Below are 13,818 nucleotides of genomic sequence, written 5' to 3'. Positions count from 1 at the left end.
GATTGTTTAGCTAAATGATATGGTCGAAGTTATTATTGACCACTACTTCTAGATTTAGTTTCTATCTGATGTATAAAACCAGAAAAATTATGAAAAATCAAGCAGATCAAATCGATACTACAATTTTCCCCAAAGGAGATCCTGCACCAGCAGATTATTTTACTGGTAATGCTTGGATAAAAACTCTTGTTCCTGATAATCGCGCACTAAATGTTGTTATGGGAAATGTAGTTTTTGAGCCTGGCGCAAGAAACAATTGGCATACTCATCCCGGAGGTCAAGTTCTTATAGTTACTCATGGAGTAGGGTACTATCAGGAAGAAGGAAAAGCAATCCAGTTACTTAATGTAGGTGATGTTGTTTCTATTTTACCAGATGTTAAACATTGGCATGGTGCATCTCCAGAGAGTGAATTTACTCATATAGCAATAAGTACTAATACTCAAAATGGTATTGTAGATTGGCTGGAAAGAGTAACTGACGAACAATACAATAGCTTTAAATAATTTTAAGGTATAGGTGTGTTGTTTCATCCAATATTAATTTAAAAACAAGCTTAAAAAAAGTAATTCTTAAATTTTTGTTCTCTACATTATTATAAGAGAATATTTTTGTAATTTACTGTTTTTAAATTGGTTGCATTTTTATTGGGTTAGCATTAAATAATAAATTAAACTACAACAAATAACTAATTTATGTCAACACATTATACAACAGTTATCGAAGAAGGAATAGTCCCTAATAAATATACTACTGGTGAGGTTTCTTATAAAAAACGTACTAGCGATATTCAGCCACGTAATACTACTATAAAAGAAGTTGCTTTTGAGGCAGGTTCTAGAAATAATTGGCATACTAACTCGGCTTTGCAATTGCTTGTTGCGACTGAAGGTGTTGGATATTTTCAGGAAAGAGGTACACCAATACGATTGGTTCATAAAGGAGAAGTTCTTACCATTTTGCCAGGGGTAGTACATTGGTATGGCGCAACACCAAATAGTCGATTCTCGCATATAGCAATTATTACCGAGATTGATAAAGGCATAGGAACTTGGATGGAACAAGTTACTGATGAAGAATACAACAGTTTTTCTAAATAATTTTAGCAATGAATCTATTTAAAAACTGAGTTTAAATTTGTTTGTAAACAAGAATTAAATATAACTATAAAACTATGGAAACAAAAAACATAAAAGCATTTGGTACTGAAGCTGCTGAAGCACCATTAAAAACATTAGACATTAAACGTAGAGCGGTAACGGCTCATGATGTAGAAATTGATATTTTGTATTGCGGAATTTGTCATTCTGATCTTCACTCAGCTAGAAACGAGTGGCACGGTACGACATACCCAATAGTTCCGGGACATGAAATTGTAGGTAGAGTAACCAAAGTAGGAGATCATGTAAAAAACTTTAAAGTAGGAGATTTAGCTGGAGTAGGATGCATGGTCGATTCTTGTAGAGAGTGTGAACATTGCAAAGAAGATTTAGAGCAGTTTTGCGATTCAGGAAGTACACTTACATTTGATTCTCCGGATAAACATTTAGGTGGACAAACGTTTGGTGGATACTCTGAGAGTGTTGTTGTAGATGAAAATTTTGTTCTTCATATATCCGATAAATTAGATCTTGCTGGTGTTGCACCTTTACTTTGTGCTGGTATTACAACTTATTCTCCTTTAAAACACTGGAAAGTTGGTCCTGGACAAAAAGTAGGTATTGTAGGTATTGGTGGTTTAGGACACATGGGAATTAAAATTGCAAAAGCAATGGGCGCTCATGTTGTAGTTTTTACTACTTCATTATCTAAAACTGAAGATGCTAAACGTTTGGGAGCAGACGAAGTAGTATTATCTAGCGATGCCGAACAAATGGCTAAACACGCTAAAAGCCTTCATTTTATTTTAGATTGTGTATCGGCTCAACATGATATCGATGCGTATTTAAATTTACTTAGAGTAGATGGAACGCTTACATTAGTTGGTGCTCCGATGGATCCACTTCCTGTAACTTCATTTAGTCTTATATTAGGAAGAAGAAGTTTCTCTGGTTCTCTTATTGGTGGAATTGCCGAAACTCAGGAAATGCTTGATTTTTGCGCGAAACATAACATCACCGCAGATATAGAAATTATTGGCGTAAATGATGTAAATAATGCTTACGAAAGATTATTAAAAGGTGATATAAAATACCGTTTTGTAATAGACATGGCTTCTCTTAAAAACTAGAGAATTCTAAAAACTAAAAAAGGTGTTCATTGTAATGATGAACACCTTTTTTTATTTAATAATTAAGCTATTTGCTGATTACTATATTCCAATTTGCTCCGCTATAAACTTTATATTTTTCGGAGAAACTACCTTGGTTTACTGCCAATGAAAAGTTTAAGAGACTATTAAAGTAGCAAACATCGGTTCCGATTTTTACCTCTCCAAAAGTATGTACTAGTTTTAGTTTGCCGTCATATACTTTTTTAGTTCCATCGAAGATTTGAATTTTCACTAAATCTCCCGCTTTCAAGTCTAAATTAGCAAATGTTTTTTTGTCGATGTTTGTCCAGACATTTCCATATTGAATATCTAAAATCGGAATTCCTCCTTTGATAATTCCTTTCTCGAAAACAGGTTTTTGGTATTCTATTTTTACTACTTCATTAGGTAATTTTGGTCCGACTTGGTCAAAAGTAATTGTTTTGGATGCCAAACGCGCGCCTGTATATGCATACACATCACGACCATGAAAAGTATATGATTCATTTGAGTCCTGACGACGATTTTTGACTTCGTCAATCTCGCGAATTTCCTGAATTCCTAATTGTTCCGCTATCAAAGTTAAAGTTCCGTTATCTGGAGTTACAAAATAATGTCCTGTTTTAGTAAGCAATACAACCGAATGTCTTGCTGTTCCTACTCCGGGATCACAAACAGAAACAAATACTGTTCCTGTGGGATAATATTGTGCTGTTTGGGATAGGCGATAGGCAGCTTCCCATATATTGTAAGCTGGGATTTCGTGTGTTAAATCGAATATTTTCAAATCGGTAGAAACGCCCATTGCAACTCCTTTCATAGCAGATACAGCACCGTCTTTTAACCCAAAATCAGATTGAAAAACCAATACGTTGTTCTGAGAAAAGCCATTAAAAGTAACAGCACACAAAAAAAGTAATAATCGTAACTTCATTTTTTATCGTATTTAGAAGATGTTTTACCGCAAAGTACGTAAAGTTTTGGGTGTATTTAACCGTAAAGTTCTATGTGTGTTTAACCGCAGAGAACGCTAAGTTCTACGCAAAGGTCGCAAAGTTTTATATGTATTTAACCGCAGAGGACGCAATCCCGAAGCGTCGGGATACGCAAAGTTCGCAAAGCTTTGGGATAGAATCCTTTTAATCTTTTTAATCTGTGGCAAAAAGTATCTAGTCTCAGTGCCTTAGAACCTTAGCCTCTCAGAACCTTAAAAAAAATCAATCTAGTTTAACACAATCATAGCTAAGGATATTAAGTAGTTCTATAATTTTATTTGATTCTATTTCATTGGCTTCAATTCGTAGTATTTTATCGCAATCTTCTAAGTCAAAATTAATTTTATGGTCCTGAAAATAGTCTTGAATACTTTTTATAATTACAGTTGTTTCAGTTTCGTTTTGAACGTTTGTTTTAAAAATTTCAATCATGATTTCTCTTTTTTAAAATGGATTGTAAGATATACCAAATCTAAAATAGCCTTGAGAATCTTGTTTGTTGTCATAAATATATTTGTCGGTTCGTTCGCCTCTTTCGGTAACACGAGTGCTTAAAACATTGTTTATTCCGGCTTTAAATGTGCCTATAATTTTTCTGTCAATATGATATTCGTAGGTTACGCCAGATTTTAATTCAAGAGAGTTTACTTCGTAGATTCCGTTTAACTGCGGGGTTTTTAGATTCAGATAGAAATTTTCCGAATCAAACTCTGTTCCAAACGAAATACGTCCGTTTTCTAGCAAACTTCTTCTGAAAAGAATACTCTTAGGCAGGATTACATTAATTTCCCATTTAGAATCTAAGAAGTGGTGATTATAGCTAAATAAAGGAGCAACAGGAACTATAGATGATGGATCTGCAATTGCTAAAAGCCCAATCGTAATAGTCGTATTTGGTGTTTTCTTGATGACTAAACTTGCAGTAACAAACCCTTTAATTCGTTGTACGTTTTCTTGATTTCCATCGACAATTACGGTTGTGTTGTAAATGATGGGTTTCTTAAAAAGAGACGAAACATAGGTAGCGCTTAATGCTCCAGCGAGATAGTGAAAATCTTGTGTAGGTCGAGTATGGGTTATATTAGAGTCAAAATTATAAACATCGCCAAATCCGTAAGATTCATACTTATAGTTAAATGTGCTTGTTACAATAAATCGTTGTGTTTGCGATTTATATAAGGGCAAGTTTACAGCTAGTTTTAATCTATTATGGCTGTCAAATCTTCCTTTTTCCAAGTCTTGACCAAAGAGTTTAGCATCATAGTTCGTAGGTCCGAATTGGTCATATTGCAAATCGAAAGTTCTGGTAATAGGAAAATTTTCCTTTACGGCTCTAACAAAGCCTTTCATTGTTTTATTATCTTCCTGACCTATAACATGTAAAGAAGTTAAAGCTAGTAGAATAAAATAAATAATTGTTTTCATGAGTTTGGTATAAAAAACGTAAATGCCTTGATGTAGGCTAGTAAAAATCGGAAGCAAATGTAGTTTGTAGCTACTTATTATAATAGAACAATTATACTAATGGCGTATGATTTATACCAATGGCGTTTGTATAATTTTGGCATTATAAAAGGTTATAAATTAAATATTAAGCTAATTTTGCACACATGAAATTTTTTAAAATTTATCAAAACTTTTTTCTACGAAACATCATAATAAATATTCTTGTTGTAGGGATTATTTTGGCTTGTGTATATGATGAGTTTAGTATTGAAGTAGACTGGTTTTACCTTTTTAAGAAAATATGTTTAGGCTATTTACCAATGTATTTTGGGGTATTAATCAGTAATATTTTTTTAATTAAAATGTTATTTTTCGAAAAGAAGTATAAAACCTTTACTGTCCTTTTTATTATCTATTGGATTTGTTTTTATTTCCTGATGTCGTGGTATTTTTTATATGCTGATTTAGGAAGACTTAAAACATTATCTGTATTTTCATTAGTTTGCAATGGTACAGGAATCTATTTTCTGCATTTATGGATTGTTGATAAAATCTCGCAAACGAGTAAGGATATTATTAATTATGAATCGGAACTTTCCTTTCTTAAGCAGCAATTAAATCCTCATTTCCTGCTTAACGCAATGAATAATCTTTATGGAGAATCATTGGTTGCACCAGAAAGACTTCCGGATAGAATTTTAAATTTATCAGATATGCTTCGGTATCAGATAGAAGCAACCAAAAAAGATTTTGTATTGCTTGTAGAGGAAGTAGAGTTTATTAAAAAATATGTAGAGTATTATACTTTTAGGAATGAACGCCTTTCGATTTCTCAAAATTATGAAGGCCATTTTGAAGGAATAGAAATATCGCCATTGTTCTTTTTGCCATTAGTAGAAAATGCGGTTAAATTTTCGGGAGAAACGGCAGCGCCTTACATTATTCTGGATGTAATTGTAAAGGGACGAAACTTATCCTTTTCGATAAAGAATAATTTTTTGGTAGATGGTTCCAGACTTTCAAGTACCGGAATAGGGATTGAAAACCTTAAAAGACGGCTTGAAGTTTATGGATTAAAACATGAGCTTAAATGCAATAAAGAGGATGATTTATTCAGTATAAAATTAAATATATGGGATTTACCTACCGCTGCCTTATAATAGATGATGAGACTCCTGCTCACAAAGCGCTAGCTTCGCATATTGCAAAATATGAGGATTTAGAGCATTCTGGTAGTGCATTTAGTGGTATGGAAGCTCTAAAAATGCTGAACGAAAACACGTACGATATTATTTTTCTGGATATTAATATGCCAGTTATATCAGGAGTAGAGTTAATGGAACTTCAGCCCAATCGCCCGCTTACAATTGTAACAACAGCTTATTCTGATTTTGCCCTTTCGGCTTATGAAAATGATGCTATAGATTATTTACTCAAGCCTATCTCTATAGAAAAATTTGCAAAAGCAATAACCAAAGCAAAAGCGTATTTTTTGGGTAAAAAAAATAAGAATGATACTAGTGTTAAGGATGTACTTTCTTATCGTGTAAACGGTCAGATGACAGATATTTTATTAAAGGATATCATTTACATTGAAAGTTTAGGTAACTATATGAAACTATTTAGTAACAAGCTAGATATACCTATTATAATATATGGTTCACTTTCTAGTATTGCTACAGATATTGATAGCGTAAATTTTATACAAATTCATAGGTCATTTATTGTAAATACAAAAGCTATACAAGCACTAACTTCCAGAACTTTAACTATGAGTAATAGTGAGGTTTTACCTATTGGAAGAAAATATCAAATCTTGGTTGATAATTTAAATTTATAGTTTGGTTGTATTTGTATTACCATTTACACCATCTTAACATGGATGTTCTTTATATTATTTCTACAGAAATTGTTAAGTATAAGTTTTACAACGTCATGATAAAAAAGTATTGGAAGTATCGTTTGTTTTAATATTTGGTTTCAAATTATAAAATAGAACATAGAATAGTTTTTGAAATGATACCTATTAAGTCTTGGTTTTCAGTAGAATAATTGTTCTGGGTTATTGCAAGTATTTCTTCGGATGTTATCGAAAGTTGAAAAAATCAAGATTTGATTCAATTGATGTTCTTATACTTCGAATAATATTAATTACTTAACTCTTATATTTTTAAAAAATTAAATATCTTTATATAAAGTGATTTTTAATCATAAAAAGTAATTATTTTGACTACAACAGAATTTTTAACCCGACTAGTGATAGCCCTTTTCGCAGGGTTAATTATAGGTTTTGAGAGACAATGGCATCATAAAGAAACTGGCTTAAAAACCAATATGCTGGTCGCAACAGGAGCTGCTGCTTTTGTATTATTGTCTATAAAAGTTGCAGCAACTGCACCAAATATTGATGTAACTCGTATTACTGCCCAAGTTGTTATGGGAGTTGGTTTTCTGGGAGCAGGAGTGATCTTTAGAGAAGGACCAAATGTACATGGATTAAACTCGGCAGCTACAATATGGTGTAGTGCTGCTATTGGCTGTATTGCGGCTTCAGGTTATTTTGCCGAAGCATTAATTTGTACATTCTTAGTTACTATCGTGAACACGGTTCTTGAACCTGTAGATAAATGGTTAAGAAATAGGAAGTAAGGAGTGGCATATTAGATGAAAGAAGTGAGGTATGACTTAGCAGTTAAATTTCTTTTAAGCACACATGATGGAATCGATTGTTTTTTTATGGAATGAGGATGTTGATTTAATTTGTATTAAAAAAGCAACTTGATTATGAGTTGCTTTAATTTTAATATTATTTACGGGCAGGGAAATCGGGTTATCGTTGTGGATATCCTAACCTAGTAGCAGGGTACCTTTGAAGTTTGACTTTTTTAACTTATTTGTCTAATACTTTATTAAGTGTTATTTTGCATTTTCTGTTTTTTTCTTTATAATGATAATAAGATAGTATTATTTGTTTGGGATTACATTTTTCTATTTTATAATCTTCATTATCCCAAACGAATGTAGAATCATTTTTTATACTCCAAGATCTTGGACCACTTATTAAATCTCCATCGTTGCTGAATAAATCAAAACCTTTACCCTCATTTATAGGCTTGCTTAAATATTTATCATAGTCTCTTTTTTTATTAAACTTAAAATAAACATGACTACTACCACAATCATCCTTATATTGCCAATATTCATTTTTTTTGGCTATAAAAATACTTTCGAGTTCTTTTTGTTTCGTACAAGAAAATTGAATAGATAAACATATTAAAATTACTATTTTCTTCATTGATTTTTTTATAATTTATTGGATAAGTATTTTCTTGATATTGAAGCTCTAAACTAATTTCCTTACCTATTTTAAAATTAGACGTAGTCGAACAAAAACTATTATCGCTCACTTAATTTATATATACACCGCATCTGCATGAGGTATTTGTTGCGGACACAAAAAGAATTTACATATCTTACTTGAAGATTATCGATTTAGACTACGGGTACTGATTGCAAATCAGCGCTATCGTTGCGCATACCTGAGTGGTCGAGTCAGACATATTAATTTTCTAAATCCTTTGATTTTGTATTTGTATATTTTTCAAGTTTGGAAACTATTTCGTTTTTAAATCTTGTTTGAATTCTATTTTCTTCATCTTTACCAAATTCTTCTTGTTTTAACCATTTTTGGTTACGATTAGTAAAAACAGAGCGAATAGCAATATCTATATGTGTAGTATCTTTAAATGTTTCTTCATCTCCAATAAAAGAGATGTAATACATTTCTTCGGGAGTATCTTTAAAATAAAATATGTGACTTTCTAAAAAATCATACCCTCTTTTTGACCAGTTATCATTATCATCCCATTTGCTTGGGATTTTGTATTCGGGATATTTAGAATACAAACTATCAATCGCAATTTTAATTTTTGCTTTTGATGTAGGAAAACGGATAGTAGAAAAGCCGCCCAATGTTCCATCGCAAGTAATACAGGTAAGTAATATAAAAAGCAAACATAATTTTATTTCTAATTTCATAATTTTATATTTTAATGTCCAAACACTGTTGGGTCTATTGGTGACTCAGCAGTATTAATACTTTCTAGCACCTTGAATTACTGAACGTACAAGATATTTACCAATTGTGTGACCTGTTTTTGGCCATGCAGCAATTCCTAATCCTACGCCTAAAGCTCACTCATTTAATTTATATATGCACTGCATCTGCATGAGGTATTTGTTACGGACACAAAAAGAATTTACATATTTTACTTGAAGATTATCGATTTAGATTACGGGCACTGATTGCAAATCAGCGCTATCGTTGTGTATATCCGAGCTGTCAGGTTTATCGTTATGCATATCCTAGCCTAGTAGTCGGGTACCTTTGAAGTTTGACTTTTTTAGCTTATTTGTCTAATACTTTATTAAGGGTTATTTTGCATTTTCTGTTTTTTTCTTTATAGTGATAATAAGATAGTATTATTTGCTTGGGATTACATTTTTCTATTTTGTAATCTTCATCATCCCAAACGAATGTAGAATCATTTTTTATACCCCAAGATCTTGGACCACTTATTAAATCGCCATCGTTATTGAATAAATCAAAACCACCGTTAATGAACCTATTATATTTATCATAATCACCTTTTTTATTGAATTTAAAATAAACTCCATGACTTTGACAATCATCTTTATATTGCCAATATTCATTTTCTTTGGCTATAAAAATAGTTTTGAGTTCATTTTGTTTGGTACAAGAAAATTGAATAGATAAACATATTAAAATTACTATTTTCTTCATTGATTTTTTTATAATTTATTGGATAATTATTTTCTTGATATTGAAGTTCTAAACTAATTTCCCTTTTGAAAAATTGCCAAAATTATCTTCTTGTCGTCTTAATTGTAATCCACCTGCTCTCCAAAGTGTTCTAACGAGTGCAGTGTGAACGTCTCCGACTTCCCACTCATAATCAAACGAAATATATAAAGCCTCGTCAAAATATTCGCGAAGTCATTTTTATTTATTTAAACAATTCAAATTTCTTCATACATACTTTAAACTTGTACTTGCTTTTTTGAAGTGGGCATCGAGGGAAAGAAAACTTCAGGAATAATATTCTAAAATTATATTCCTTGAATTACTTTAAAATTATCAATCTCAATTTTATTAGATTCAGGGTCAAACATTTTAACTTTTATATTACGATTTTTTAAAATTAAATAACTTTCAAATTCATTTACAAATTTATGAGCATTATTTTTTTTATGGTATTTGATTAAAATCAATGCTAATCCATAGCCCTCATCGTCCCATTTAATATTCTTAGTTGTTATTAGACTTTGCCATAATATAGATTTATTTGTCTGTCGTAAAACAAGTCCGTTTTTAATATTAAATTTGCTTATATCTTTGAAGTCAATTTTATCATCTTTTTCAATTAATAAAGGATAAAACTCTAAATATCTTATAGAGCCTGTTGAACTGGACGTAAATCGAATAATGCCATAACCATCATAGTTTTCTGCTAAATTTATAGCATTATCCTTAGACTTCTTTTTGTCATTACATGCCACTATCATTAAACTAATTGCTAAAAAGTATATTAATCTCATAACTCGGTCTTCAAAGAATTCTAATGAATAAATAAATTAGTAGTGTGTGCTGTACGAAAGCCCCCTGACTTCGCACCCACAATCTAAATCTGTAAACAAAGTAGAAACAAGTAGGAACTCAAATAGACCTCAGTTCCTACTTGTTTCGTTTATATAAAAACCATTTAAAGAACAACAAAATGGTCGCATAAATTAGCGTTATAGATTGTAATATTGTAAATATAGCATTTAAGGGATGAGTCATTAATTGTTCTTTTATAAATGCTGGGAGGCTATTAAAAGCAATGAGAATTAAAGCTAATAGCAAATATTTAACCCAAGTGATTTGAAACCTAACTAGTAATCCTACTATAAAGAGCAAGGAAAGGGATATTATACCTATAATCGTTGTCGATTTTGAAGAAAGTATATCCGAAGAAAGTAAGAAATTAATAACTCCAAGACCTACAGAAATAAAAATGAAATTTGATGATCTAATGTAATTTGGGTTTAAAGATAATTTCATTGTAAATTTTATCAGGGTATAAAAAATTATTAATTAGATAAGTTAGAAATAAAGATAATAAAAAATGTGAGATTCAAAATAATTGCTCATAATCGTTTTTTAATTAAATAAAAAAGAGGACAAAAATATGTCCTCTTCATATATTCTAAACGCTAAAAATATTATTCACTTTCAGCTCCTACAAAGTCGTCACCAGTTTCTCCAGCGGCAACTAATTCAGGTTTTGATGCTTTAAGTGCATTAAATCTTTCTAGTTGTTCCATTTCTCCTTCTTCGCCACTAAAGTATGGGAAAACATCCATAATAGGCGATTCTGCAATAGCAGGGATTGTATAATCTCCCATGGTATTTTTCATAATACCAATTGTGTTATCGTAAGCTTCTTTTACATCATTGGCTTGAACCAAAATATACATATTTGATCTTCTTTCTTTACCGCTTTCTTCATCATAAGCCATTAAAGATACTTTTGATTTAAACCAACGATCAGCATTTTCGAAAGGGTGGATTTCGGCATAATTAGCCATTTTTATATTTGTGATTTTAAATTCTTCACTAATATAAGCAGACATTTCTTCATTAATTCTAGTTTCTGCTTCTGTATATGATAACGCATCTACCAAGTAAGGTTCTGTAGTAACCTTTTGTGTTCCAGTATCATCAGTCTTTCTATATTTTACTTTGCATTCGTACCAAATTGTGCTCATTTCTTTTTTTTTTAAGGGTACCAAAGATAGATTTTAAAGAAAAAGAAATCGACAATTCGTAAAATAGATATTCACAATTTAAATCAAATAATAACATTCGGTTTCTTGTGTTTTTTACTCTATTGTTACAGAGTATATTAGATAATAAAGAGATTTTAAGCAATGATTGTATTTTATAGAAAATATTTAGATTAATCCTATTATTTTTTTTGATGCGAAATAAATGCTTAGTAAATCTATTACCTATAAAGTCGAAAATTTTAAATTAATTAACGATATTGCTTATGAATTAAGTCACAATAAACTATATCTTATTTTTATAAATGTATTGTAATCTCACGAAGATTTATTTTAATATAACAGTTATGGTCACGTTGCTTTAATTTAGTTATTCTTTTTATATGTTGTGTGAATTGTGATATTATAAGTAATTTTTAATATCATTAAAAAATTAGTTGCTATTTGTTGAAATTGTGGCTTTTTTTGATGTTTTTTTGATTTAAAAGGAGTTATATTTAAATGTACTTATATTAATTTTATCCCAATAATTTATCCAGATATGTTCAAACTATTTATTTCCATTTTGAAATATTCAGGAATATTTCTTAAAATATAAAATATGAAAAATACCACACATTTTTACTCATTAAAACCGCAATGGCAACGGTCGTTTGCTGATGGAATTAATGCTGAACTTATTGATGATAAAATCATTGTTATTCCAGAAGCAATTGGAACCGGACATACTTATTTTATAGAAGTAGCGCCTGGTATTTCGGTACTTTTTAGCGATTATACGTTAACTAGCCCTATAAGGATGAGTAAACTGACATCAGAGGAAGAGTTTTATATATTTGATTATAATCTAACTGAATTTAGCGATTTAGATGATGAAATAAACGATGCAATAAATTTAGATTTGACCATCTTAAATAATCAAGTCGAAAATGCTTATGAACCCGCAGTAAATCAAAAGACATTTGGTTTTAGTTTATTTATAGATGCTGTTATGATGCAGAAATTTATTAACGAAATGCCTCATGCAGAATTCCTTAATAAGAAACTCAATAATAGTAATAAACCCCATAAGGATTATATAGATAGCAATAGTTTAATATTGATTTTCTCTTTAAAAGAAAAATCAATATTTGATGTTTCATTCGAGGAATACTTAAAAGGAATCTCTTTTAAATTATTAGCAAATTTTTTAAATCGTAATGCCGATTTAGTCCCTGCAAAAGAATATATGTTATAATGATTGGTGGTAATCATTATTAATGTTTTTATTTGGTTGTTTTTTATTTTTTGGTTTTAAAGTTTACCCGATTACAAAATGTAGTTGGGTTCTTTATTTAGAAAAGGTTTAGGATCTGCAAAGATTTTTACTTCATATCATTCTGAACCTTTTTTGACTTTGATATAGTCTTTACTCTCAATAAAAAATTCCTTGATTCGAGTTTAAAAAAAGCTTTCGTTTGGTATAGATTTATGATTTTCAGAATGTTTATAACTTTAAAAATAAATAACTGAACTAATTAACTATTTCTTATTTTTGAGGGAACGAAATAATCAAAATATGTATTTGAAAAAGATAAAAAGGTATGTAGTAGCCCAATCAATTGCTTTATTTGGGATAGTTTTATTGTTAATTGGTTGTAACCAAAAAGAAAAGAAAGTTATAGAAAAGCAAGTTGTTTATCAGGCAATAAGTACAAATAATGATACTGCAGTTTTATCAATTGTGATAAATAAAGACCGATTTTATGGTCAATACGAAATAAAGTACGGAGAAACAACGAAAGATTCTGGAAGTATAAAAGGTAACATCAAAAAGGATGTATATCTTGGGGAATTTTATTGTAGAACTTATGGAGGTGACCTAAAAAGAGTTCCGATTTCGTTATTAAAAAAAGACAATAAATTAATTTTAGGAAAAGGTGTCATAACCACATATCTTGGTCTGCCTTGTTTTGCTCCAGACATTCCTATAAGTTACAATGATGCTGAATTTATATTTCAAGAGATAAAAAAATAAGTTTTTTAAGGTTCTTTTTAAAGGTGCAAAGGTTCAGAGTAGCAAAGGTTCAAAGGTTTTTTAAGGCACAAAGGTTCTGAGATTCAAAGGTTCAAAGGGGAAAAATTTTGCGGTCAAATCTTTTGCCACAGATTAAAAGGATTAAATAGATTTCTCCCTATCCCGACGCTCAATGTCATTAAGTTAAGCTTTTTAAGCCAAGTATTTTCGACAAAGATTGTCTAAAAGGGAACGCGGATGACACAGATTTTGAAATATAT

Annotated in this window: 16 protein-coding genes; 8 read left to right on the top strand and 8 right to left on the bottom strand. The window is 30.5% G+C overall.

The features are described 5' to 3' along the window. Nucleotides 1-89 precede the first annotated feature (89 nt). From OA93_RS16015 to OA93_RS16005, 3 genes are all read left to right on the top strand, one after another. The gene (locus OA93_RS16015; RefSeq protein ID WP_039114518.1) at nucleotides 90-506 is read left to right on the top strand and encodes a cupin domain-containing protein; all 417 of its coding nucleotides are present in this window, start codon (nucleotides 90-92) and stop codon (nucleotides 504-506) included. A 189-nt stretch (nucleotides 507-695) separates the two neighbouring features. Continuing rightward, on the top strand, nucleotides 696-1,100 hold the full coding sequence (locus OA93_RS16010) for a cupin domain-containing protein (protein WP_039114418.1): 405 nt from the start codon (nucleotides 696-698) through the stop codon (nucleotides 1,098-1,100). Nucleotides 1,101-1,174: 74 nt separating this feature from the next. Then, nucleotides 1,175-2,230, top strand: coding sequence for an NAD(P)-dependent alcohol dehydrogenase (locus tag OA93_RS16005; RefSeq protein ID WP_039114417.1), 1,056 nt, complete (start codon nucleotides 1,175-1,177; stop codon nucleotides 2,228-2,230). Nucleotides 2,231-2,297: 67 nt separating this feature from the next. Here the strand turns inward: OA93_RS16005 and OA93_RS16000 are convergent, their stop codons facing one another. The 3 genes from OA93_RS16000 to OA93_RS15990 form a co-directional block, all read right to left on the bottom strand. Next, complete coding sequence (locus OA93_RS16000) at nucleotides 2,298-3,185, bottom strand: S-adenosyl-l-methionine hydroxide adenosyltransferase family protein (protein WP_052259476.1); 888 nt, start codon at nucleotides 3,183-3,185, stop codon at nucleotides 2,298-2,300. Nucleotides 3,186-3,468: 283 nt separating this feature from the next. Further along, entirely contained in the window at nucleotides 3,469-3,678 is a 210-nt protein-coding gene (locus OA93_RS15995) for a hypothetical protein (RefSeq protein ID WP_039114415.1), read from the bottom strand. A gap of 12 nt (nucleotides 3,679-3,690) precedes the next feature. Further along, nucleotides 3,691-4,671: a hypothetical protein gene (locus OA93_RS15990; protein WP_039114413.1), complete on the bottom strand. Its 981-nt coding sequence runs from the start codon at nucleotides 4,669-4,671 to the stop codon at nucleotides 3,691-3,693. Between the two features lie 185 nt (nucleotides 4,672-4,856). Between OA93_RS15990 and OA93_RS15985 the strand changes: the two genes are divergently transcribed. The 3 genes from OA93_RS15985 to OA93_RS15975 all read left to right on the top strand — a co-directional run bounded on the left by OA93_RS15985 (nucleotide 4,857) and on the right by OA93_RS15975 (nucleotide 7,341). Then, on the top strand, nucleotides 4,857-5,852 hold the full coding sequence (locus OA93_RS15985) for a histidine kinase (RefSeq protein ID WP_039114412.1): 996 nt from the start codon (nucleotides 4,857-4,859) through the stop codon (nucleotides 5,850-5,852). Further along, nucleotides 5,825-6,532, top strand: coding sequence for a response regulator transcription factor (locus tag OA93_RS15980; protein WP_039114410.1), 708 nt, complete (start codon nucleotides 5,825-5,827; stop codon nucleotides 6,530-6,532). Before OA93_RS15985 ends, OA93_RS15980 begins: the two co-directional genes overlap by 28 nt. A 386-nt stretch (nucleotides 6,533-6,918) precedes the next feature. Continuing rightward, on the top strand, nucleotides 6,919-7,341 hold the full coding sequence (locus OA93_RS15975) for an MgtC/SapB family protein (protein WP_039114409.1): 423 nt from the start codon (nucleotides 6,919-6,921) through the stop codon (nucleotides 7,339-7,341). Nucleotides 7,342-7,582: 241 nt separating this feature from the next. On the opposite strand, the gene OA93_RS15970 is transcribed toward OA93_RS15975, so the two are convergent. The 5 genes from OA93_RS15970 to OA93_RS15945 form a co-directional block, all read right to left on the bottom strand. After that, a complete protein-coding gene (locus tag OA93_RS15970) occupies nucleotides 7,583-7,987 on the bottom strand; it encodes a hypothetical protein (RefSeq protein ID WP_039114407.1) in 405 nt (134 codons plus the stop codon). A 266-nt stretch (nucleotides 7,988-8,253) separates the two neighbouring features. Continuing rightward, a complete protein-coding gene (locus tag OA93_RS15965) occupies nucleotides 8,254-8,730 on the bottom strand; it encodes a hypothetical protein (protein ID WP_039114406.1) in 477 nt (158 codons plus the stop codon). 370 nt (nucleotides 8,731-9,100) lie between these two features. Beyond that, on the bottom strand, nucleotides 9,101-9,496 hold the full coding sequence (locus tag OA93_RS15960) for a hypothetical protein (RefSeq protein WP_039114405.1): 396 nt from the start codon (nucleotides 9,494-9,496) through the stop codon (nucleotides 9,101-9,103). Nucleotides 9,497-9,822: 326 nt separating this feature from the next. Beyond that, nucleotides 9,823-10,311: a hypothetical protein gene (locus OA93_RS15955; protein WP_131474492.1), complete on the bottom strand. Its 489-nt coding sequence runs from the start codon at nucleotides 10,309-10,311 to the stop codon at nucleotides 9,823-9,825. A gap of 666 nt (nucleotides 10,312-10,977) precedes the next feature. Next, nucleotides 10,978-11,523 carry a DUF4494 domain-containing protein gene (locus OA93_RS15945; RefSeq protein WP_039114516.1) on the bottom strand — a complete coding sequence of 182 codons (546 nt, stop codon included), beginning with the start codon at nucleotides 11,521-11,523 and terminating at the stop codon, nucleotides 10,978-10,980. Nucleotides 11,524-12,142: 619 nt separating this feature from the next. Between OA93_RS15945 and OA93_RS15940 the strand changes: the two genes are divergently transcribed. Then, entirely contained in the window at nucleotides 12,143-12,778 is a 636-nt protein-coding gene (locus tag OA93_RS15940) for a hypothetical protein (protein ID WP_039114401.1), read from the top strand. Nucleotides 12,779-13,105: 327 nt separating this feature from the next. After that, on the top strand, nucleotides 13,106-13,558 hold the full coding sequence (locus OA93_RS15935) for a hypothetical protein (RefSeq protein WP_240474743.1): 453 nt from the start codon (nucleotides 13,106-13,108) through the stop codon (nucleotides 13,556-13,558). Nucleotides 13,559-13,818: the final 260 nt, after the last annotated feature.

The sequence above is a fragment of the Flavobacterium sp. KMS genome (assembly GCF_000813005.1).
In the GTDB taxonomy this organism is placed as follows: Bacteria; Bacteroidota; Bacteroidia; order Flavobacteriales; family Flavobacteriaceae; genus Flavobacterium.
The sequence above is the reverse complement of the archived record's forward strand: the minus strand, read 5'-3'. Positions and strand labels throughout refer to the sequence as shown.

Coding starts and splice junctions, on each gene's coding strand:
- OA93_RS16015 (WP_039114518.1), top strand. CDS start 90: ATGAAAAATCAAGCAGATCAAATCGATACTACAATTTTCCCCAAAGGA.
- OA93_RS16010 (WP_039114418.1), top strand. CDS start 696: ATGTCAACACATTATACAACAGTTATCGAAGAAGGAATAGTCCCTAAT.
- OA93_RS16005 (WP_039114417.1), top strand. CDS start 1,175: ATGGAAACAAAAAACATAAAAGCATTTGGTACTGAAGCTGCTGAAGCA.
- OA93_RS16000 (WP_052259476.1), bottom strand. CDS start 3,185: ATGAAGTTACGATTATTACTTTTTTTGTGTGCTGTTACTTTTAATGGC.
- OA93_RS15995 (WP_039114415.1), bottom strand. CDS start 3,678: ATGATTGAAATTTTTAAAACAAACGTTCAAAACGAAACTGAAACAACT.
- OA93_RS15990 (WP_039114413.1), bottom strand. CDS start 4,671: ATGAAAACAATTATTTATTTTATTCTACTAGCTTTAACTTCTTTACAT.
- OA93_RS15985 (WP_039114412.1), top strand. CDS start 4,857: ATGAAATTTTTTAAAATTTATCAAAACTTTTTTCTACGAAACATCATA.
- OA93_RS15980 (WP_039114410.1), top strand. CDS start 5,825: ATGGGATTTACCTACCGCTGCCTTATAATAGATGATGAGACTCCTGCT.
- OA93_RS15970 (WP_039114407.1), bottom strand. CDS start 7,987: ATGAAGAAAATAGTAATTTTAATATGTTTATCTATTCAATTTTCTTGT.
- OA93_RS15965 (WP_039114406.1), bottom strand. CDS start 8,730: ATGAAATTAGAAATAAAATTATGTTTGCTTTTTATATTACTTACCTGT.
- OA93_RS15960 (WP_039114405.1), bottom strand. CDS start 9,496: ATGAAGAAAATAGTAATTTTAATATGTTTATCTATTCAATTTTCTTGT.
- OA93_RS15955 (WP_131474492.1), bottom strand. CDS start 10,311: ATGAGATTAATATACTTTTTAGCAATTAGTTTAATGATAGTGGCATGT.
- OA93_RS15945 (WP_039114516.1), bottom strand. CDS start 11,523: ATGAGCACAATTTGGTACGAATGCAAAGTAAAATATAGAAAGACTGAT.
- OA93_RS15940 (WP_039114401.1), top strand. CDS start 12,143: ATGAAAAATACCACACATTTTTACTCATTAAAACCGCAATGGCAACGG.